Origin of the sequence: Pseudofrankia sp. DC12 (assembly GCF_000966285.1) — a bacterium.
Taxonomy (GTDB): Bacteria; Actinomycetota; Actinomycetes; order Frankiales; family Frankiaceae; genus Pseudofrankia.
Map to the genome: position 1 here is coordinate 557,470 of NZ_KQ031391.1, position 19,421 is coordinate 576,890.

Here is a 19,421-nt window from a genome sequence, read left to right on the forward strand (position 1 = left end):
GATCTGGGAGGTCCGCCTCGGACGTCCACTCCGCTCGTTCACTCCTGCGCTCACGGCTGCTTCTCCTGCTCGGGAACGGACCCCTCGGGGGCTGCCGCTCCGGTCGGGGCCGGGCCGGCGGCGACGGCATCGCCGCTCACGACCTGGGATGTGGCGTCTTTCCAGGCCATCCAACCCAACAGCGCGCATTTCACCCGCGCGGGATACTTCGAGACACCGGCGAAGGCGACCGCATCTTCCAGCACGTCCTCGTCCGGCTCGACCGTGCCACGGGACTGCATGAGCGTCAGGAACTCGCGTTCGAGCGCCATGGCGTCCTCGACGCTCTTGCCGATCACCAGCTCGGCCATCACGCTCGCCGAGGCCTGGCTGATCGAGCAGCCCTCGCCCTCGTACGAGACGTCCGCGACCTGGTCATCCACGATCTTGACCCGCAGGGTCACCTCGTCGCCACAGGTCGGGTTGACGTGGTGCACCTCGGCGTCGAACGGCTCACGCAGCCCACGGTGGAGCGGGTTGCGGTAGTGGTCCAGGATGATCTCCTGGTACATGGAGTCCAGCTTCACGCTCCGAAGAACCTCCTTACCCCCGCAAGACCTTCCAGCAGCGCGTCGATCTCGCCGGTGGTCGTGTAGAGGGCGAACGACGCCCGCGTGGTCGCGGGGACGCCGTAGCGCAGGCACACCGGGCGGGCACAGTGGTGGCCGACGCGCACGGCGACGCCCTGCTCGTCGAGAACCTGGCCGACGTCATGCGGGTGGATCGCCCGTCCGTCCTCGCCGGCCAGCAGGAACGAGATCGCCGCGCCGCGGCCGGCCGCCGTCGTCGGGCCGATGATCCGCAGGCCGGGCACCTCGGCGAGCGCGCCCAGGGCGTACGACGTCAGCGCGTGCTCGTGCGCGGCGACGGCGGCCATCCCGCCGGGAAGACCGGTCAGGTAGTCGACGGCCGCGCCGAGCCCGACCGCCTGGGCGATCATCGGGGTGCCGGCCTCGAAGCGGTGCGGCGGGACGGCGTAGGTCGTCGCCTCCATCGTGACCAGCTCGATCATCTCGCCACCACCGAGGAACGGCGGCATGACCTCGAGCAGCTCGTGGCGGCCCCAGAGCACGCCGATGCCGGTCGGCCCGCACATCTTGTGCCCAGTGAACGCGAAGAAGTCGACACCGAGGGCCGTGACGTCGACCGGCAGATGTGGGACGGACTGGGAGCCGTCGACGACGGTGAGCGCGCCGACCTCGCGGGCCCGGGCGGCGATCGCCGCGACCGGGTTGACCGTGCCGAGGATGTTCGACTGGTGGACGAACGAGACGACCTTGGTCCGCGGGTTGACCAGCTCGTCGAGGTTCGACAGGTCGAGCCGGCCGTCGTCGGTCAGGCCGAACCACCGCAGGGTCGCCCCGGTGCGCTGGCAGAGCATCTGCCAGGGCACCAGGTTCGAGTGGTGCTCCATCTCGCTCACGACGACCTCGTCGCCCGGCCCCAGCCGGAACCGCTCGGCCTCCGAGCCGGCGCCCGCCGCGTTGCTGAACGCGTACGCGACCAGGTTCAGGGCCTCGGTCGAGTTCTTGGTGAAGACGACCTCGTGGCGGTCCGGCGCCCCGATGAAGGCCGCGACCTTGTCACGGGCGGCCTCGTAGAGCGCGGTCGCCTCCTCGGCGAGCACGTGGATGCCGCGGTGCACGTTGGCGTTGTGCAGCTCGTAGTAGTCGCGCTCGGCGTCGAGCACCGCGCGTGGCTTCTGCGAGGTGGCCGCGTTGTCCAGGTAGACGAGCGGCCGGTCACCGTGGATCACCCGGTCGAGGATCGGGAAGTCCTTGCGGATCAGCTCGACGTCATAGCCCTCAAGATCGCTGCTCATGCGGCCTCACCGAGCTTCACGTACTTGTCGTAGCCGGAGTCCTCCAGCGTCGCCGCGAGCTCCGGGCCGCCCTCGTCGACGATGCGGCCGCCGGCCATGACGTGCACGAACTCCGGCTGCACGTAACGCAGAATCCGGGTGTAGTGGGTGATGAGCAGCATCCCGGTCTCGCCAGTCTCGCGGACCGCGTTGATGCCGCCGGAGACGAGCCGCAGCGCGTCGACGTCGAGGCCGGAGTCGGTCTCGTCGAGGATCGCGATCTTCGGCCTGAGCAGCATCATCTGCAGGATCTCGTGGCGCTTCTTCTCACCACCGGAGAAGCCCTCGTTGACGCTGCGCTCGGCGAACGCCTGGTCCATCTCCAGGACGCCCATGGTCTCCTTGACCTCCTTGACCCACAGCCGCAGCTTCGGGGCCTCGCCCCGGACCGCGGTCGCCGAGGTGCGCAGGAAGTTGGAGACGGAGACGCCGGGGACCTCGACCGGGTACTGCATGGCCAGGAAGATGCCGGCCCGGGCGCGTGCGTCGACGCTCATCGCGAGCACGTCCTCGCCGTCCATGGTGATCGACCCCTCGGTCACCCTGTACTTCGGGTGGCCCGCGACCGAGTAGGACAGCGTCGACTTGCCGGAGCCGTTCGGCCCCATGATCGCGTGTGTCTCGCCCTTGCGGACGGTCAGGTCGACGCCGCGCAGGATCTCGCGCGGGCCCTCCCCGTCGGTCTCCACCGAGACGTGCAGGTTGCGGATCTCCAAGGTCGACACCGGTCTAGGCCCTCACTTCTGCTCAGCCGCGGCGAGGTCGACAAAGACGTCGCCGCTCTCGATGGTCACGGGGTAGGTCGGCACCGGGTCGATGGCCGGCAGACAGGTCGGCTTGCCGCTCTCCAGGTCGAACTGGGAGCCGTGCAGCCAACACTCGATCTTGCCGCCCTCGACCTCGCCGTCCGAGAGCCGGACGTCCTGGTGCGAGCACTCGTCCCGCAGCGCGTACACGTTCCCGCCGGTCAGCGCGACGCACACCGGCGTCGGCTCGTCCTGCCCCGGCACGTCCAGCTCGACGCCGAGCGCCGAGCCCTCCCCCAGCTCGTCCAGCGCGCAGACCCGCTGCAGGGTCATGCGCCCACCCCCGCGAGCTCCGCGTCCACGGCGGCGGTCACCCGCTCACGCAGCGACTCGACGCCGACCCGGTCGAGCACCTCGCCGAAGAAGCCGCGCACGACCAGCCGGCGCGCCTCGTCGGACGGGATGCCCCGGGCCATCAGGTAGAACAGCGCCTCGTCGTCGAACCGGCCCGTCGCGCTGGCGTGCCCGGCGCCGGTGACCTCGCCGGTCAGGATCTCCAGGTTGGGCACCGAGTCGGCCCGCGCCCCGTCGGTCAGGACGAGGTTGCGGTTGATCTCGTACGTGTCGGTGCCGACCGCGTCCGCGCCGATGAGCACGTCGCCGATCCACACCGAGTGCGCGTTGTCGCCCTGCAGCGCGCCCTTGTAGGTGACGCGGCTGCGGCAGTTGCGCTCGGAGTGGGTGACGAGCAGGCGGTGCTCCTGGTGCTGGCCAGCATCGGTGAAGAACAGGCCGGACAGCTCGGCGTCGCCGCCCGCGCCGCGGTAGTCGACGGTCGGGCACAGCCGGACCAGCTGGCCGCCGAGCGTGATGTGGGTGGCCCGCAGCTTCGCGTCGCGCCCGAGCGAGAACGCGTGCGCGCCGGCGTGCACCGCGTCGTCGTCCCAGTCCTGCAGGGAGACGAACGTGACGCTGGCGCCGTGGCCGAGGTAGACCTCGACGTTGCCCGCGTACTTCGCCGTGCCAGTGTGGTCGAGGACCACGGTGGCACGGGCGAACGGGCCGACCTCGACGGCGAGGTGGCTGTAGCAGACGCCGCCGTCGCCGCGCAGCTTCAGCAGGACCGGCTCGTCGAGCTCGGCCTCGGCCGGGACGGTGACCACGAGCGCACCGCCGGCCCGGACCGTCGCGAACGCGGCGACCCGGTCGACCGGGGTCAGCACCCGGCCGACCCGCGGGTCGACGGTGGCGACGTTCTCGACCTCGACACCGGCAGGGGCCGAGACGGCGACGTCGACCTTGCCGTCGGGCTCCTGGCCGGCGATCAGCGCCTTGAGCGGGCGCAGCGGGGTGAACCGCCAGGCCTCCTCGCGGCCGGTCGGGGCCGGGTGCGCCTCGGGGTCGCGGGAGCGCACCGGCGCGGACGGAGCTGGGACCATCGGCGGGCGCCCCGACCCGTCGACGCGCGCCCTCGCTTCACGCACGGCCATCAGCCGACCGACCCTTCCATCTGCAGCTCGATCAGGCGGTTGAGCTCCAGCGCGTACTCCATCGGCAGCTCACGGGCGATCGGCTCGACGAAGCCACGCACGATCATCGCCATCGCCTCGTCCTCGGCCATGCCCCGGCTCATCAGGTAGAAGAGCTGGTCCTCGCCGACCTTGGAGACGGAGGCCTCGTGGCCGATGGACGCGTCGTCCTCGCGGACATCGACGTACGGGTAGGTGTCGGACCGGCTGACCGTGTCGACCAGCAGCGCGTCGCACTTCACCGTCGACTTCGACTGGTTGGCGCCCTCGTGGATCTGGACGAGGCCGCGGTAGGAGGTCCGGCCGCCACCGCGGGCCACCGACTTGGAGATGATCTGCGAGGAGGTGCGCGGCGCGGCGTGCACCATCTTGGCGCCCGCGTCCTGGTGCTGGCCCTGGCCGGCGAACGCGATCGAGAGCACCTCGCCGCGGGCGTGCTCGCCGAGCAGCCACACCGCCGGGTACTTCATCGTCACCTTGGAGCCGATGTTGCCGTCGATCCACTCCATCGTGCCGCCCTCCTGGCAGGCGGCCCGCTTGGTGACCAGGTTGTAGACGTTGTTCGACCAGTTCTGGATGGTCGTGTACCGGCAGCGCGCGTTCTTCTTGACGACGATCTCGACGACGGCCGAGTGCAGCGAGTCCGACGAGTAGACCGGCGCGGTGCAGCCCTCGACGTAGTGCACGTAGGCGCCCTCGTCGACGATGATCAGCGTCCGCTCGAACTGGCCCATGTTCTCGGTGTTGATCCGGAAGTAGGCCTGCAGCGGAATGTCGACGTGCACGCCCGGCGGTACGTAGATGAAGGAGCCACCGGACCAGACGGCCGTGTTCAGCGCGGCGAACTTGTTGTCGCCGACCGGGATCACGGAGCCGAAGTACTCCCTGAAGATCTCCGGGTGCTCGCGCAGGCCGCTGTCGGTGTCGAGGAAGATGACGCCCTGCTCCTCAAGGTCCTCACGGATCTTGTGGTAGACGACCTCGGACTCGTACTGGGCCGCGACGCCGGAGATGAGGCGCTGCTTCTCCGCCTCCGGGATGCCGAGCTTGTCGTAGGTGTCCTTGATGTCCGCCGGCAGGTCTTCCCAGCTCTCCGCCTGCTTCTCGGTGGAGCGGACGAAGTACTTGATGTTGTCGAAGTCGATGCCGGAAAGGTCGGCGCCCCACGTCGGCATCGGCTTGCGCTCGAAGAGCTTCAGGCCTTTCATCCGCAGGTCGGTCATCCACGACGGCTCGGACTTCTTGGCCGAGATACCGCGCACGACCGCCTCGGACAGGCCGCGCTCGACGTCGGCGGCATAGGCGTCGGCGTCAGCCCAGCCGAACTTGTACGAGCCCAGGCCCTCAAGGGCGGTCTCGGCAGAGGTCGTCATTATGTGATCCTCACGGGCACCGTTGTGTTGTCCGCCGGCGCCGAGCCCTCGGTGCCGGCGGCGGGCATGCCTGGAACGTGCGTCGTGCAGACACCGTCGCCGTGCGCGATGGTGGCGAGCCGCTGGACGTGGGTGTGCAGTAACCGCGACAGCGCCGCCGTCTCCGCGTCACACAGCGCGGGGAACCGCTCGGCCACGTGCTGGACCGGGCAGTGGTGCTGGCAGATCTGGGTCCCGCTGGGCACCTCGGAGACGCTCGCCGTGTAGCCGGCCGCGGTCATCGCGGCGGCCAGGGCCGACAGGCGCCGGTCCTCCGGCACCCCCTCGACCGCTCCGGCCAGCCGCAGCTCCAGCTCCCGGCCACGGCTCTCGGCGAACCGGCCGACGGCGTCGGGCCCGCCCACCTCGTCGAGGAAGCGCAGCGCCCCCGCCGCCAGGTCCGAGTAGGCCGTCGGCCCGGCCTCCTCGTGGCCTGCGTCCGTCAGCGCGTAGTGCCGCGCCGGGCGCCCCCGGCCCCGCGGGCCGCGGACGTTCACGGCGGCCGGGGTGAGGATGCCGTCGGCGACCATGGCATCCAGGTGCCGGCGGATCGCGGCCGAGGAGAGGTCGAGCCGGTGGGCCAGCTCGGCGGCCGTCGAGGGCCCCGCCTCCAGCAGGATGCGCACGACCCGGTCCCGGGTGCGGCCGTCGGCGGTCCCGACAGCCGTACCCGCGGCCGTGCCCGCCGGCCACTCAAAGGCGACGGGCTCACGATCGTGCGCGGATTTCACAACACCAGTGTGCCCTATTTCCCGGACCCCGTCGAACCCGCGGCGCCCCGGGGGGCCGACCCCGGTGCGTTCCGCCGCCGAACGGCCACTGGCGCCCGATAGCATCCGACGATGCCTGAGCCTGTGGTGGTGGCCATCGATCAGGGGACCACTGGCACGACCGTATGCGTGCTGGACGAGTCGGCGCACGTCGTGGGCCGGGCGCAGACCGAGGTCAACGTCACCTACCCCCGGCCCGGGTGGGTCGAGCAGGACCCGGAGCAGCTGTGGCAGGGGGCCGTGGCCACGGCGTCCGCGGCGCTGGCCGCCGCCGGCCGCGCTCCAGGCGACATCGCCGCCGTCGGCATCACCAACCAGCGCGAGACCACGGTCCTGTGGGACCGGCGCACGGGCGCGCCGGTCGCCCCGGCGATCGTCTGGCAGGACCGGCGCACGTCGAGCGCCTGCGAGCGGCTCGCCGCCGCCGGCCACGGACCCGAGGTCGCCGAACGCACCGGGCTGGTGCTGGACCCGTACTTCTCCGGCACGAAGATCGCGTGGCTGCTGGACCACGATCCCGAGCTGCGCAGGCGGGCAGGGCACGGCGAGCTGGCGTTCGGCACGGTCGACTCCTGGCTCATCTGGCGGCTGACCAGCGGCCGAAGCCACGTGACCGACGTCACCAACGCCTCACGCACGCTGCTGCTCGACCTGGCGGACGCCGCCTGGTCCGCGCCAATGGCCGAGCTGCTCGGGGTGCCGATGGAGCTCCTGGGCGAGGTCCGGCCAAGCTCCGAGGTCTACGCCGAGACCGACCCGGCGGCGTTCCTGGGCGTCTCGGTGCCGGTCGCGGCGGCGGTCGGTGACCAGCAGGCGGCGCTGTTTGCGCAGGCCTGCTTCGCGCCAGGCCAGGCCAAGAACACCTACGGGACCGGCTCGTTCGTCCTGCTGAACACCGGACCCGCGCTGCCGCCGGCGCGGGCGGACGGCGCGCTGCTGCGCACCGCCGCGTTCCAGCTGACCGGCGAGCCGGTGCACTACGCACTGGAGGGGGCCGTCCTCGCGACCGGCTCCGCCGTGCAGTGGCTGCGCGACGGGCTCGGCGTGGTCGGCTCCGCCGCCGAGACGGCGCAGCTCGCCGGCTCGCTGGACGGCAACGACGGCGTCTACTTCGTCCCGGCGCTCGCGGGGCTCGGTGCGCCCCACTGGGACCCGCGGGCACGCGGCACCCTGGTCGGACTGACCAGGGGCACCGGCCGGGCACATCTGGCCCGCGCGGTGCTGGAGTCCATCGCCTACCGCACCCGGGACATCGTCGAGGCGATGACCGCCGCCGGCACTCCGGTAACCGAGCTGCGCGCCGACGGCGGAGCCGCCGCCAACCCGTGGCTCATGCAGTTCCAGGCCGACATCCTGGGTGTCCCGGTGGACGTGCCGGACAACCTGGAGACGACCGCGCTCGGCTCCGGGTACCTCGCCGGGCTCGCCACCGGGGTCTTCCCCGACCGGGCCGCGCTGGCCGGGCTGCGGCGCACCGCCGCCCGCTACGAGCCGGTCCTCGCCCAGGCCGCCCGCGACAGCCTCTACGCCGACTGGCTGCGCGCCCTGGACCGCTCCCGGGACTGGGCCCGCGACTGACCAGCGGCCGGTTCCGGCTGGCCCGAAGGGGGTATCGGCAACGGCCGGCCGCCCGCGGCGCTTTCCGGCCTAGTCAGGCTTTCCGCCCACGAGAACACTGGCGGACCACGTGGGCCCCCGGGCGAATCTCGCCGAGCCTACTGTCAGCGGAGCCGATCCCTGACACGCTGTGACGGGGGCCGGCTGGAGCTCCCGCTCCCCCTGACCCCCGGACGGAGAACGTGTCGGACACTGACTACGCCGTCGAGCTTGGCCGTCGCCTGCGCGCGGTCCGCAACCGGCGTGGCATGTCGTTGCTGGACGTCCAGGAGATCACCGCCGGGCGCTGGACTGCCGGCACGCTCGGCGCCTACGAACGGGGCAGCCGCGTCATGCGGGTGCACCGGCTGGTGGAGCTGGCCGAGCTCTACGACGTGCCGGCGACGCTGCTGGTCCCTCCGACGACCGACCGGCGGGAGACCGACAGCCTGCCTCCCCTGGTCATCGACCTGCGCCGGCTGCGCAAGCTGCCGCCGACCCGGACCGGGCCGTTGCGGCGCTGGATCGCGATCGTGCAGGTGCTGCGCTCGGACAGCTCGCGCGACGTGCTGCGGCTGCGGCGCTCGGACCTGACGTCACTGTCACGGCTCTACTCCACGACACCCGAGCTCCTCTACGAGCGCCTCGGCGCCTGGGGTGCCCTCGTCGAGCCCAGCGCGGAGACCGCCCACGGCCGAGGCGCCCCCGGTGGCGCGCGCCGCCGGCCGGTCGCCGGCCTCGACCGCCGCCGCGCCGGCCCACCCACGGCCGCGCCACCCCGCCCCGGCCCGCGCCGCTGACCCGCACCGCCCCGGCTCCGTAGGATCGGCGCGTGGCGGAGATCCTGGCGGTCGAGGTCGTCGACCTCCTGAAGACGTACGGGGCGACCCGCGCAGTGGACGGGCTGTCCTTCGGCGTGCCGGTGGGATCCGTCACGGCGCTGCTCGGGCCGAACGGGGCCGGCAAGACGACGACGGTCGAGATCTGCGAGGGTTTCCGGCGCGGCGACGGCGGCCTGGTCCGGGTGCTCGGCGCCGACCCGGCCGACCAGCGGCTGCGCCCCCGGGTCGGCGTGATGCTCCAGTCGGGCGGCATGTACCCTGGCGCGCGCGCCGAGGAGATGCTGCGGCTGGTGGCCGCGCACCACGCGAACCCGCTCGGCCCGGCCGCGCTGCTGGCCCGGGTCGGCCTGACCGGCGCCGCGGCGCGCACCCCGTTCCGCCGGCTGTCCGGCGGCCAGAAGCAGCTGCTCTCGCTGGCGATGGCCGTGGTGGGCCGGCCCGAGCTGGTGTTCCTGGACGAGCCGACGGCCGGGCTGGACGTGCGCGCCAGGCACGACACCTGGGCTCTCGTCGAGGAGCTGCGGGCCTGCGGCGTCACCGTGCTGCTCACGACGCACGCGATGGACGAGGCCGAACGGCTCGCCGACCAGGTCGTCATCGTCAACCGCGGCAAGGTCGTCGCCGCCGGTACACCGGCCGAGCTGACCCGCGGCGGGGCCGACGGCGAGCTGCGCTTCCGGGCGCCGGCCGGCCTCGACCTCGACCAGCTGCTCGGCGCGCTGCCGGCCGGGTCGCAGGCCGTCGAGCGGGCCGGCGGGCACTACGTGGTGCGCGGCACCGTCGACCCGGCCTTCCTGGCGGCCGTCACGGCGTGGTGTGCCGGCAACGGCGTACTGCCCAACGACCTGCGGGTCGAGCAGCGCAGCCTGGAGGACGTCTTCGTGGATCTCACCGGCTCGGAGCTGGCCTCATGACCGCCGCCCCCGGCACCGCGACGGGGCTGGCGCCGCTGGACTTCCGCCCGGCGCCTGGACCGGCCCGGCGGTCCCGGATGCTCGGCGCGCAGACCCGGATGGAGCTGAGCCTGAACCTGCGGCACGGCGAGTCGGTGCTGCTCACCCTGATCATCCCGATCGGGCTGCTGCTGTTCTTCAGCGCGGTCGACGTCCTGCCTTCGGACGGCCAGAAGGCCGTCGACTTCCTCGTGCCGGGCGTGCTGGCGCTCGCGGTGATGTCGGCGGCGTTCACCGGGCAGGCGATCGCCACCGGGTTCGAGCGCCGTTATGGGGTGCTCAAGCGGCTCGGCGCGACGCCGCTGCCGCGCTGGGTGCTGCTCACCGGCAAGACTCTGGCGGTGCTGGCGATCGAGGCCGTCCAGGCGCTGCTGCTGGTCGGCGTCGGGCTGGCGCTCGGCTGGCACCCGCACCTGCCGGGAACCGCCGCCGGCATCGGCTGGCTGGTGGTGCTGCTGGTGCTGGGCACGACGGCGTTCTCGGGCCTCGGCCTGCTGATGGCCGGCACGCTGCGCGCCGAGGCGACGTTGGCCGCGGCCAACGGCGTCTACCTGCTGCTGCTGCTGGTCGGCGGGGTGGTGTTCCCCCTGTCGAAGCTGCCCGGCTGGCTGCGCGTCGTCGCCGAGGGGCTGCCGACCGCGGCGCTCTCGAACGGCCTGCGTGACGTGCTCGCGAACGCCGCGGCTCCCGGGGCCGGGCCGGTCCTCGTGCTGGCCTGTTGGGCGGTCGCGTCGGTGGCGCTGGCGGCGCGGACCTTCCGCTGGGAGTAGGCCGGGCATCCTTCGACGGGGCCGGATGACCGTCGGTCGGTGGGCGTGACCCAACGTAAGATGGCCCGGGATGTCGTCTTCTACGACCCGTCGAAGCGACGCGAGAGCTGAGCATCCGGAGGCCCAGGTGGCGCAGATCGAGGCCCCGCCGGCACAGAACGAGGCCGTGACGGACGGGCCCGGCGAGGGTTCCGGCGTCACGGCCCGTTCGCCGCAGCGGCTGCCGACCGTGAGCCCGCGGGCGTTCCAGATCCTCACGCTCGTCGGCCTGGTGTTTCTCGGGCTCATCGTCGTGACGGGCGGGCTGGTTCGGCTGACCGGGTCGGGGCTGGGTTGCCCGACCTGGCCGCAGTGCGGCGACGGCTCCTGGGTCCCGCGCAGCCAGTACGCCACCCACGGCGTCGTCGAGTTCTCCAACCGCATGGTCACCATCGCGATGAGCGTGATCATGCTGGTCACGCCGGTGGCGGCGCTGCGGCTGGCCGACCGGCGGGCCCGGCGCGACCTGGTCTGGCTGTCGTTCGGGCTGTGGGCCGGGTTCGTCGCTCAGGTCGTGCTGGGCGGGATCACCGTGCTCACCGACCTGCACCCGGCGACGGTGGCGGCGCACTTCCTGCTGTCGATGGTGCTGCTGGTCAACGGCGCCGTGCTCTACCGCCGGGCCGGCCAGGGGCCGGGGCCGGTCACCGTCTCGGTCCGTCGCGAGCTGCTCTGGCTCGCCCGCGTCACCGTCGTCGCCGCGTTCGCGGTGCTCGTGCTCGGGACGGTCGTCACGGGCACCGGTCCGCATGGCGGCGACGCCACCCACGCGCGCCGGTTCGGCTTCGACATCGTCACCGTCGCCCAGCTGCACGCCGACGGCGCGATGCTGCTGACCGGCCTGAGCGTGGCGCTGCTGTTCGCCGTCCGGCTCGGGAAGGCGTCCCGCGAGGCCCGCCGCTGGGCCGACGCCCTGGCCGCGACGATCGTCGCCCAGGCCGCGATCGGCTTCACCCAGTACTTCCTCGGCATCCCCGCCGGCCTGGTCGCCCTCCACGTAGCCGGCGCCACCGCCATGTGGATCGCCGCCCTGCGCCTCTGGCTGGCCCTGCCCGACCGGCCACCACACACCGTCACGTCCGCCGGCGGCTGACCTGCTCCAGCCCCAAGGTCAGCCCTTCGCCTTGATCGGCGATGGCGCCCTCTGGTGGCTACGAAACAGCAACCCGACCACGACCACCAGAAGGCCGGAACGGCGATCACGGGGACGCCGGGACCCGGCGAACCTTGTCGGAGGCGGCATTAGACGCTTCCGATCCAGGACGTCAGCTGGTCAGCCACGTCAGCCACGGTCACCGCCGAGGCCGTACTGATCATTTTGCCGAATCGCTCGGTCGACACGATTCGGGCGCCCTCGCACATGGCCCAACTGGCGCGGTTCAGGCCGCCGTCGTCGCGCACCGTGATGTGATGCGGGAAACCGCGCTCGCGGGTAGTCAGCGGGACGACCATCGCCTGGCGGATCGGCAGCGCGTTGAAACGGTCGGTGGAAATAACCAGGCAGGGGCGGGTTCCGCGCTGCTCATTGGCCACCGTCGGATCAAGCGACACGAGCCAGATGTCACCGCGGCGCACACTCAACTGTTGTACTCCGGCCATTCCGATGCGGCCGCCGTATCGGAGCCGGCGGTTCCGGCGTCCCATTCATGAAGCTCGTCAAGATACTCACGCCAGCCGCTGGGGTCCTCGCGCTGCATCCGAGCGTAGGCATCCTCGATGGCGGACCACCGCACCTCGGACTCCAGCCGCCGCGACTCGGTCTCGAGCAGTGCCGCCATGGTGGTGCCGCGAGCCCGCGCGACGGCCGCAAGACGGTCGCGCACGACGCTCTCAACCTTGATCGTGGTGACGCTCATGGTCACCAGCATACCCAGCAGGCATACCTTCCGGTATGCGCGGCCTCTCACCGAGAACCGGTCAGACCAGCGGGCCGACCGCCGCCGGGATGAAGATAGGGGCTTTTGCCCGACACTGGCGGTTCGGGTACAGTCCTACCCGACAGTGACGGAGCGAACAGGGCTCGGAGGGGCGATGGCAGGCGTCATGATTGCCGCCGTGGCAGCAATCGGAGACTGTCTCGGAGACGCGCGTGACGAGTACCCGGAGTACAACCCGTGACTCGGCCCGCGGCGGACCGATGGGCCTCCCGCGTAGCTGACCGAGACACGGCACGCCTCGCTCGGATCATGCGAGTGATCAGCCAGCGAGAGTTTCGCAACGCCTCGGCGGCGATCATGGATGCGGCCGAGAAGGGCGAGGCCTTCCACATCACGCGGAACGGCACAGAGGTCGCCGAGCTACGTCCGCTCCCCCGCCGTCGTCGGCTGAGCGCCGAGGAGTTGGTGGCGCGACACCGCCACCTACCGCGCGTGGACTATCAGCAGATGCGCCGCGAAGCTGATGAGCTGTTCAGCCCAGACGATTGGCGCGACGACGATCCGTGGGAGCGTCGGCATGGCTGATCGCGCCCCGCGAGGCGTCTTGGACACGAGCGTCTACATCGAGCTCTAACGGGGCTCCGCCCCAGCCCGACGAGGCATGTCCGCCGCGCCGTCGGTTCCAGCGCAAGCTCGCGCAAGAACCCGCAATCTGCCGGCCGATCGCCGCCACCCGCTACGCCTAATCATGATGACCAATGGCTCAACGCCGAAACTGCTGGTCAGGTGCGCTGTGTGGTTGCGCGTGTGGAGCGGGTAGTGGCCACGATACGTCAACTCGACTCGATCTTCACGGCTTTCGCCGACCAAGCCTTCTAGGTACTTCTCTCACCCGCGAATCGTGGGCGTTCCCGCCCAACGACGCCGTCAGACCAGCGGGCTGACGGCTACCGCGATGAAGAGCAGCGTCAGGTACGTGATGCTGTAGTGGAAGAGGCGCATCGGGCGGATCTCGTCGCCCTTGGCGATCTGGTGGGTCATCCGGTGGGCCTCGAAGAGGAACCAGCCGCCGGTGAGGACGGCCGTGGCGAGGTAGGCGTAGCCCGCGTCCGCGACCGGGTAGAGCACCAGCGACGTCGCGACCATCACGTACGAGTAGATCAGGATCTTGCGCCCGACCTCGCGCAGCGGGGCGACGACCGGCAGCATCGGCACGCCGGCGGCGGCGTAGTCGTCCTTGAACTTGATCGCCAGCGCCCAGAAGTGCGGCGGGGTCCAGAAGAACACGACCCCGAACAGCACGACCGCGCCCCAGCCGACCGTCCCGGTCACGGCGGACCAGCCGATCAGCACCGGGAAGCAGCCGGCGGCGCCGCCGATGACGATGTTCGACGACGTCCGGCGCTTGAGGCCGAGCGTGTAGACGAACACGTAGAACGCGATGGCGCCGTCGGCGAGCAGCGCGGACGGCCAGTTGACCAGCAGGCCGAACAGCAGCGTCGCGACGATGCCGAGCACGATGCCGAAGCGCAGCGCCTCGACCGGCGTGACGCTGGCCTTCACCAGCGGGCGGCGCTTGGTGCGAGCCATGATCTCGTCGATGTCGCGGTCGACGTAGCAGTTGATCGTGTTCGCGCTGCCGGCGGCGAGGGTGCCGGCGACAAGTGTGATCAGGATCAGCCAGAGCGACGGCAGGCCACGCTTGGCGAGGATCATCACCGGGACGGTGGTGATCAGCAGCAGCTCGATGATCCGCGGCTTGGTCAGCGCGACGTACGCGCGCGCCTTGGCCAGCGCGGCGTCGAGGCGGCTCACCGCCTGGGCGGCGTCGGCCGCCGCGGGCTCGGGAGCACCGTCCGCCACGGGCGCGGGCACCTCGGAGAGAACGGTCGTGGCGGCCAGGGCCGGTGTGACCGCGGCAGTGCCGATGGCGTGATCCGCCTGGCCGCCCACGGCGGTCAGCTGGCGGACGCCGGGAGCCACGGCCGCGCGCTGGCGCGGAGCGGTCTGGCGGCGGCGCAGGACAGCCAGGGTGGACAGGGCGACCTCACGTTCAGCCCCCGGGAAGAGGGGCGGCACCGTTGCGCCCGCCGGGGCGGGCCGGGGTTCTACGTCGTGTCGGAGTCTAACCGCCCGCGGCGCGCACGAGCGCGGCGACCACCAGCGGCACACCGCGAGGGCCCCCGCCGAGAGCCCCGCCGAACCAGGTCCAGTGCCCCGATCGGGCCGAAACGGCATGACCGAGGTCGCATTCGTGTTAGGACCGTGCGGCGGCGGCCACCTGGCCGTGACACTTCCTCACGGGTGTTGTGACCGACAGACAGCCGCGTCGTCAGTTGTTCACGTGGCCACCCTGTTCACCTCCGCGACGTGGGTGGGCACACTAAGCAAAGGCAGGTCTGTCCGCGGCGGCCAGCACCAAGGTCGCGCCACCGTGGATGACCCCATCCATCACCGGGTAGGGAGGCGCTGAGTGCCCGGCCCGCACCTGGCCACCGACGTCTCGGCTCATGCCCGGCCACGGACGCCTGGACCGGTGGCTGGCACTCGGACCGCACAGCGTCTCCGCGGAGAGGAACCACGACCATGACCAACCCGCTCTCCGACCTCTCCGCCGCGGGAGTGGCGGTCTGGCTGGACGACATCAGCCGCGACCGGCTGCGTTCCGGGAACCTCGCCGAGCTGGCGAGCACCCACAGCGTCGTCGGCGTCACCACCAACCCGACGATCTTCCAGAAGGCGATCACGTCGAGCAAGGCGTATGAGGAGCAGCTGCACGACCTCGCGGTCCGCGGCGTCGACGTCGGCGAGGCCATCCGCCTGATCACCACCGCCGACGTCCGGGTCGCCTGCGACGTGCTGCGCCCGGCCTACGACGCGTCGGACGGCACTGACGGCCGCGTCTCGATCGAGGTCGACCCACGGCTGGCGCACAAGGCCGACCGGACCCTGGCCGAGGCCCGCTCGCTGTGGTGGATGGTCGACCGGCCGAACCTGTTCATCAAGATCCCGGCCACCCTGGAGGGCCTGCCGGCCATCACCGCCACGCTCGCGGCCGGAATCAGCGTCAACGTCACGCTGATCTTCGGTCTGGAGCGCTACGAGGCGGTGATGGACGCCTATATGACCGGCATCGAGCAGGCGCTGGCGAACGGCGTGGACGTCTCGCGGCTGGAGTCGGTCGCGTCGTTCTTCGTCAGCCGGGTCGACTCCGAGGTCGACAAGCGGCTGGAGAAGATCGACACCCCGGCCGCGCACACGCTGAAGTCCAAGGCCGCGATCGCGAACGCGCGGCTGGCCTACGAGCGCTACGAGAAGGCGTTCGGCACCGAGCGCTGGGCCGCGCTGGCCGCCCGCGGCGCGAACCCGCAGCGGCCGCTGTGGGCGTCGACGTCGACGAAGGACCCGTCGCTGCCGGACACGCTCTATGTGCACGAGCTGATCGCGCCCGGCACCGTGAACACCATGCCGGAGGCGACGCTGCTGGCCTTCGGCGACCACGGCGAGGTGCCGGGCGAGACGATCCGGCCGAACTACGCGGACGCCCACGGCGTGTTCGCCGCGCTCGAGAACGTCGGTGTCGACATGCACGACGTGGTCGAGGTCCTCGAACAGGAGGGTGTGACGAAGTTCGAGGACTCCTGGAACCAGCTGCTCGACGCGGTGCGCGGGCAGCTCGGAGCACACTGACCGCGCGTCGCCCGGCCGGCCGTCGCGGCCGGTCGGGCGCAGGCGCGGGGCTTCCCCGGGAACGGGACCACGGCACGACCGACCAGCACCCGACGACCAACGAGCACAGACAGGGAGAACCGCAGGTGGCGCCCACGGCAGGTGGCAACCCGCTGCGCGATCCGCGAGACCGCCGGCTCCCCCGGCTCCCCGACGCCAGCGCCCTCGTGGTGTTCGGCGTCACCGGAGACCTTTCGCGCAAGAAGCTGATCCCGGCCGTGTACGACCTGGCCAACCGTGGCCTGCTACCGCCGGGATTCGTGCTGCTCGGGTTCGCCCGGCGCGACTGGGAGGGCCACGAGCCCTTCATCCAGTTCGCCCGGGAATGCGCCGAGAAGGGCGCCCGCACGCCGTTCCGGGAGGAGACCTGGGACCGGCTCGCGCCGTCGATCCGGTTCGTGAAGGGCTCGTTCGACGACGACGCGGGCTTCGACCGGCTCGCCGCCGAGCTCGACAGCCTGGAGGCCAGCCACGGCATCCGCGGCAACGCCGCCTTCTACCTGTCGATCCCGCCGTCGGCCTTCCCGGTGGTGCTCAAGCAGATGGAGCGCACCGGCCTGGCCGACGAGAAGGCGGCGGGCGGCTGGCGGCGCGTCGTCGTGGAGAAGCCGTTCGGCCACGACCGGAAGTCGGCCGGTGAGCTGAACTCGCTCGTCGACGACGTGTTCGGGCCACGGGACGTGTTCCGGATCGACCACTACCTGGGCAAGGAGACGGTCCAGAACCTGTTCGCGCTGCGGTTCGCGAACACGCTGTTCGAGCCGATCTGGAACTCCCAGTTCGTCGACTCGGTCCAGATCACGATGGCCGAGGACGTCGGCATCGGCACCCGGGCCGGCTTCTACGACGAGACCGGCGCCGCCCGCGACGTGCTGCAGAACCACCTGCTGCAGCTGCTCGCGCTCACCGCGATGGAGGAGCCGGTCAGCTTCGGCGCCGACACCATCCGCGCCGAGAAGATCAAGACGCTGCGCGCGGTGTCGCTGCCGACCGACCTGGCCAGTTACGCGATCCGGGGCCAGTACGAGCAGGGCTGGCTGGCCGGCGAGCGGGTCAAGGGCTACCTCGACGAGGAGAACATCCCGGCCACGTCGACGACCGAGACCTACGCGGCCGTCCGGCTGGGCATCGAGACCCGGCGCTGGGCAGGCGTCCCGTTCTACCTGCGGACCGGCAAGCGGCTGCCGCGGCGGGTGACGGAGATCGCGATCGGCTTCAAGCAGGCCCCGCACCTGCCGTTCGACGCCACGGACACCACCGAGCTGGGCCACAACCAGCTCGTCGTGCGGGTCCAGCCGGACGAGGGCGTGACGCTGAAGTTCGGCTCCAAGGTGCCGGGGACCGCCATGGAGGTCCGCGACGTCGCGATGGAGTTCCTGTTCGGCGAGGCGTTCACCGAGTCGCTGCCGGAGGCCTACGAACGGCTCATCCTGGACGCGTTGCTCGGCGACGCCATGCTCTTCCCGGACAACGCGGAGGTCGAGGAGTCCTGGCGGATCATCGACCCGCTGGAGGAGTTCTGGGCGAGCACGAAGCCGTTCACCTACCGGTCGGGCAGCTGGGGGCCGGCGGCGTCGGACGAGATGCTGGCCCGCGACGGGCGCAGGTGGCGACGGCCTTGACATTGGTTCGCTCCGTCCGGGCACAGCGCTCCGGCCCCTTGCTCGCTTCGCTCCCAAGGGACCTCCGCGCTGTGTCCTCCTCCGCTCACGGGCGCTGCGGCGACCTGCGCTGCGGCCCGGCCACGTCGCTGCGCTCGTGGACGGGCCTCCGCGCAGGCGCGCCTCCGCGCCTGGTGGCTGGCCCGCGCGGCGCCGCCGCCTCGCGGGGATCCGCTCGCACCCGTTACCTGCCCGGCCACATCGCTGCGCCCGTGGACGGGCCTCCGCGCAGGCACGCCTCCGCGCGTGGCGGTCGCGGCGTCCTGGCCTGTCGTCCGGGGGCCGCCGCGGCCGCGCGGGGCCGCGTCGGCGACCCGTCCTGTTCTCCGCACTGGGAGCCTGCCGTGACTCTCTCGACGAGGAGCTCGCTGTGACCACGCTCTGGGATACCACCGGCTCGGCGGTCGTCAAGGCGCTGTCGGCCGAGCGGCGGGCGGCTGGCGCGCTCGCGTTCGGGCTGGCGCTGACGCTCGTCGTGGTCGTCGACGAGAAGAACGTCGCCGCCGCCGAGAGCGCCGCCACGGCCGCCGCGGCGGCTCATCCGTGCCGGCTGCTGATCGTCGTGCGCCGGCAGATCGATGCGCCGCATCCGCGGCTGGACGCCGAGGTCTCGATCGGTGGGCGGCTCGGGCCCGGCGAGGCGATCGTCATGCGGATGTACGGGCGGCTCGCGCTGCACGCCGAGTCGGTCGTGCTGCCGCTGCTGGCCTCGGACGCGCCGGTTGTCACCTGGTGGTACGACGAGCCGCCGACCCGCATCGCGTTCGACCCGCTCGGCGTGTTCGCCGACCGGCGGGTCACCGACGTCGCGGCCGCGCCCGACCCGGTCGCCGCGCTGCACCTACGGGCCGCCGACTTCGCACCCGGCGACACCGACCTGGCCTGGACCCGGATCTCCGGCTGGCGCACGCTGCTGGCCGCCGCGTTCGACGGGCGGCAGGACCGGCCCACCGCGGCGCGCATCGAGGCCGACCCGGCCGACCCGAGCGCGCAGCTGTTCGCCGGCTGGCTGCGGGCCCGGCTCAACGTCCCCGTCGAGGTGACGCCGGGCCGCTCGCACCGCGGTGTCCACGGCCTGCACGCGGTCCAGGTCACCGTCGACGGATCGTCCGGGAGCGGCTCCGACGCCGCGGGAACCGCGGGCGACATCGCCGTCACCCGGTTCGACACCCGTTCCGGGACGATCACCCGGCCGGGGGTCCCGGAGCGCCGGCTGCCGTTGCCGCAGCTCGGCCTCGGCGACCTGCTCGCCGAGGAGCTGCGCCGCATCGACGACGACAGCGTCTACGCCGAGGCGCTCGCCACCTGGAGCGGCATTCCCGACCTGTCGCGCCGCTCCCGCCACCGCGAGCACGTCTGGCGGGACCCGATGATGGACCCGGCGCCGCCCGCGGCCGTGGCTCCGAGCGGGAGCTGACGCCGCGACGGCAGCCCGGCGGCGGGCGCGGACCAGCCCCGCCCGCCGGGCCGTCGCCGGCCAGCGGACCGGAACGGCCCCCGACGCGGCCGAGGCACCGACCACCTGACCTGTCCCAGCCAGCGCGCGCCGCACGGTCCGCGCACCCCGACCCAGCCGGCGGCGAGGCCGGACGGAGGC

19 protein-coding genes are annotated in these 19,421 nt (G+C 72.0%); 9 read left to right on the forward strand and 10 right to left on the reverse strand.

Translation table 11 applies throughout. The annotated features are described in order from the left end of the window. Window positions 1-50 precede the first annotated feature (50 nt). The 7 genes from sufU to FRADC12_RS02300 are packed head-to-tail and all read right to left on the reverse strand — an operon-like array spanning window position 51 to window position 6,318. Complete coding sequence (gene sufU / locus FRADC12_RS02270; RefSeq protein ID WP_045875360.1) at window positions 51-566, reverse strand: Fe-S cluster assembly sulfur transfer protein SufU; 516 nt, start codon at window positions 564-566, stop codon at window positions 51-53. Continuing rightward, complete coding sequence (locus FRADC12_RS02275; RefSeq protein ID WP_045875361.1) at window positions 563-1,861, reverse strand: cysteine desulfurase; 1,299 nt, start codon at window positions 1,859-1,861, stop codon at window positions 563-565. The genes sufU and FRADC12_RS02275 overlap by 4 nt, the downstream gene beginning before the upstream one ends. After that, a complete protein-coding gene (gene sufC / locus FRADC12_RS02280) occupies window positions 1,858-2,625 on the reverse strand; it encodes a Fe-S cluster assembly ATPase SufC (protein ID WP_045875362.1) in 768 nt (255 codons plus the stop codon). Before sufC ends, FRADC12_RS02275 begins: the two co-directional genes overlap by 4 nt. A 12-nt stretch (window positions 2,626-2,637) precedes the next feature. Further along, window positions 2,638-2,979 carry a non-heme iron oxygenase ferredoxin subunit gene (locus FRADC12_RS02285; protein ID WP_045875363.1) on the reverse strand — a complete coding sequence of 114 codons (342 nt, stop codon included), beginning with the start codon at window positions 2,977-2,979 and terminating at the stop codon, window positions 2,638-2,640. After that, on the reverse strand, window positions 2,976-4,136 hold the full coding sequence (gene sufD, locus FRADC12_RS02290; RefSeq protein WP_045875364.1) for a Fe-S cluster assembly protein SufD: 1,161 nt from the start codon (window positions 4,134-4,136) through the stop codon (window positions 2,976-2,978). Before sufD ends, FRADC12_RS02285 begins: the two co-directional genes overlap by 4 nt. After that, a complete protein-coding gene (gene sufB / locus FRADC12_RS02295; protein WP_045875365.1) occupies window positions 4,136-5,548 on the reverse strand; it encodes a Fe-S cluster assembly protein SufB in 1,413 nt (470 codons plus the stop codon). Before sufB ends, sufD begins: the two co-directional genes overlap by 1 nt. Then, entirely contained in the window at window positions 5,548-6,318 is a 771-nt protein-coding gene (locus FRADC12_RS02300; protein WP_232303561.1) for a helix-turn-helix transcriptional regulator, read from the reverse strand. The genes sufB and FRADC12_RS02300 overlap by 1 nt, the downstream gene beginning before the upstream one ends. A 111-nt stretch (window positions 6,319-6,429) precedes the next feature. On the opposite strand from FRADC12_RS02300, the gene glpK reads away from it, so the two are divergent. The 5 genes from glpK (at window position 6,430) to FRADC12_RS02325 (ending at window position 11,650) form a co-directional block, all read left to right on the forward strand. After that, window positions 6,430-7,935, forward strand: coding sequence for a glycerol kinase GlpK (gene glpK / locus FRADC12_RS02305; RefSeq protein WP_045875367.1), 1,506 nt, complete (start codon window positions 6,430-6,432; stop codon window positions 7,933-7,935). Between the two features lie 221 nt (window positions 7,936-8,156). After that, window positions 8,157-8,753 (forward strand): helix-turn-helix domain-containing protein, encoded by a 597-nt coding sequence (locus tag FRADC12_RS02310; protein WP_045875368.1) that lies wholly within the window; start codon window positions 8,157-8,159, stop codon window positions 8,751-8,753. A gap of 32 nt (window positions 8,754-8,785) precedes the next feature. Beyond that, window positions 8,786-9,709, forward strand: a complete 924-nt coding sequence (locus FRADC12_RS02315; protein ID WP_045875369.1) for an ABC transporter ATP-binding protein — start codon at window positions 8,786-8,788, stop codon at window positions 9,707-9,709. Continuing rightward, on the forward strand, window positions 9,706-10,518 hold the full coding sequence (locus FRADC12_RS02320) for an ABC transporter permease (RefSeq protein WP_045875370.1): 813 nt from the start codon (window positions 9,706-9,708) through the stop codon (window positions 10,516-10,518). The genes FRADC12_RS02315 and FRADC12_RS02320 overlap by 4 nt, the downstream gene beginning before the upstream one ends. Before the next feature lie 127 nt (window positions 10,519-10,645). Further along, window positions 10,646-11,650: a COX15/CtaA family protein gene (locus tag FRADC12_RS02325; protein ID WP_052710643.1), complete on the forward strand. Its 1,005-nt coding sequence runs from the start codon at window positions 10,646-10,648 to the stop codon at window positions 11,648-11,650. A 149-nt stretch (window positions 11,651-11,799) separates the two neighbouring features. On the opposite strand, the gene FRADC12_RS02330 is transcribed toward FRADC12_RS02325, so the two are convergent. Both FRADC12_RS02330 and FRADC12_RS02335 read right to left on the reverse strand, forming a co-directional pair. Then, a complete protein-coding gene (locus FRADC12_RS02330; protein ID WP_052710644.1) occupies window positions 11,800-12,132 on the reverse strand; it encodes a type II toxin-antitoxin system PemK/MazF family toxin in 333 nt (110 codons plus the stop codon). 2 nt (window positions 12,133-12,134) lie between these two features. Then, window positions 12,135-12,413, reverse strand: coding sequence for a hypothetical protein (locus FRADC12_RS02335; RefSeq protein WP_157488668.1), 279 nt, complete (start codon window positions 12,411-12,413; stop codon window positions 12,135-12,137). Window positions 12,414-12,749: 336 nt separating this feature from the next. On the opposite strand from FRADC12_RS02335, the gene FRADC12_RS02340 reads away from it, so the two are divergent. Continuing rightward, window positions 12,750-13,019 (forward strand): type II toxin-antitoxin system Phd/YefM family antitoxin, encoded by a 270-nt coding sequence (locus FRADC12_RS02340; protein ID WP_198152755.1) that lies wholly within the window; start codon window positions 12,750-12,752, stop codon window positions 13,017-13,019. Between the two features lie 342 nt (window positions 13,020-13,361). Here FRADC12_RS02340 and FRADC12_RS02345 read toward each other — a convergent pair whose 3' ends face one another. Beyond that, on the reverse strand, window positions 13,362-14,249 hold the full coding sequence (locus tag FRADC12_RS02345) for a heme o synthase (RefSeq protein WP_045878971.1): 888 nt from the start codon (window positions 14,247-14,249) through the stop codon (window positions 13,362-13,364). 771 nt (window positions 14,250-15,020) lie between these two features. Here FRADC12_RS02345 and tal point away from each other — a divergent pair. The 3 genes from tal (at window position 15,021) to FRADC12_RS02360 (ending at window position 19,241) form a co-directional block, all read left to right on the forward strand. Beyond that, a complete protein-coding gene (gene tal / locus FRADC12_RS02350) occupies window positions 15,021-16,124 on the forward strand; it encodes a transaldolase (RefSeq protein ID WP_045875374.1) in 1,104 nt (367 codons plus the stop codon). A gap of 125 nt (window positions 16,125-16,249) precedes the next feature. After that, window positions 16,250-17,785: a glucose-6-phosphate dehydrogenase gene (gene zwf / locus FRADC12_RS02355; RefSeq protein ID WP_045875375.1), complete on the forward strand. Its 1,536-nt coding sequence runs from the start codon at window positions 16,250-16,252 to the stop codon at window positions 17,783-17,785. A 409-nt stretch (window positions 17,786-18,194) separates the two neighbouring features. Beyond that, a complete protein-coding gene (locus FRADC12_RS02360; RefSeq protein WP_045875376.1) occupies window positions 18,195-19,241 on the forward strand; it encodes a glucose-6-phosphate dehydrogenase assembly protein OpcA in 1,047 nt (348 codons plus the stop codon). Window positions 19,242-19,421: the final 180 nt, after the last annotated feature.

Coding starts and splice junctions, on each gene's coding strand:
- FRADC12_RS02275 (WP_045875361.1), bottom strand. CDS start 1,861: ATGAGCAGCGATCTTGAGGGCTATGACGTCGAGCTGATCCGCAAGGAC.
- FRADC12_RS02285 (WP_045875363.1), bottom strand. CDS start 2,979: ATGACCCTGCAGCGGGTCTGCGCGCTGGACGAGCTGGGGGAGGGCTCG.
- sufD (WP_045875364.1), bottom strand. CDS start 4,136: ATGGCCGTGCGTGAAGCGAGGGCGCGCGTCGACGGGTCGGGGCGCCCG.
- sufB (WP_045875365.1), bottom strand. CDS start 5,548: ATGACGACCTCTGCCGAGACCGCCCTTGAGGGCCTGGGCTCGTACAAG.
- glpK (WP_045875367.1), top strand. CDS start 6,430: ATGCCTGAGCCTGTGGTGGTGGCCATCGATCAGGGGACCACTGGCACG.
- FRADC12_RS02320 (WP_045875370.1), top strand. CDS start 9,706: ATGACCGCCGCCCCCGGCACCGCGACGGGGCTGGCGCCGCTGGACTTC.
- FRADC12_RS02335 (WP_157488668.1), bottom strand. CDS start 12,413: ATGAGCGTCACCACGATCAAGGTTGAGAGCGTCGTGCGCGACCGTCTT.
- tal (WP_045875374.1), top strand. CDS start 15,021: ATGACCAACCCGCTCTCCGACCTCTCCGCCGCGGGAGTGGCGGTCTGG.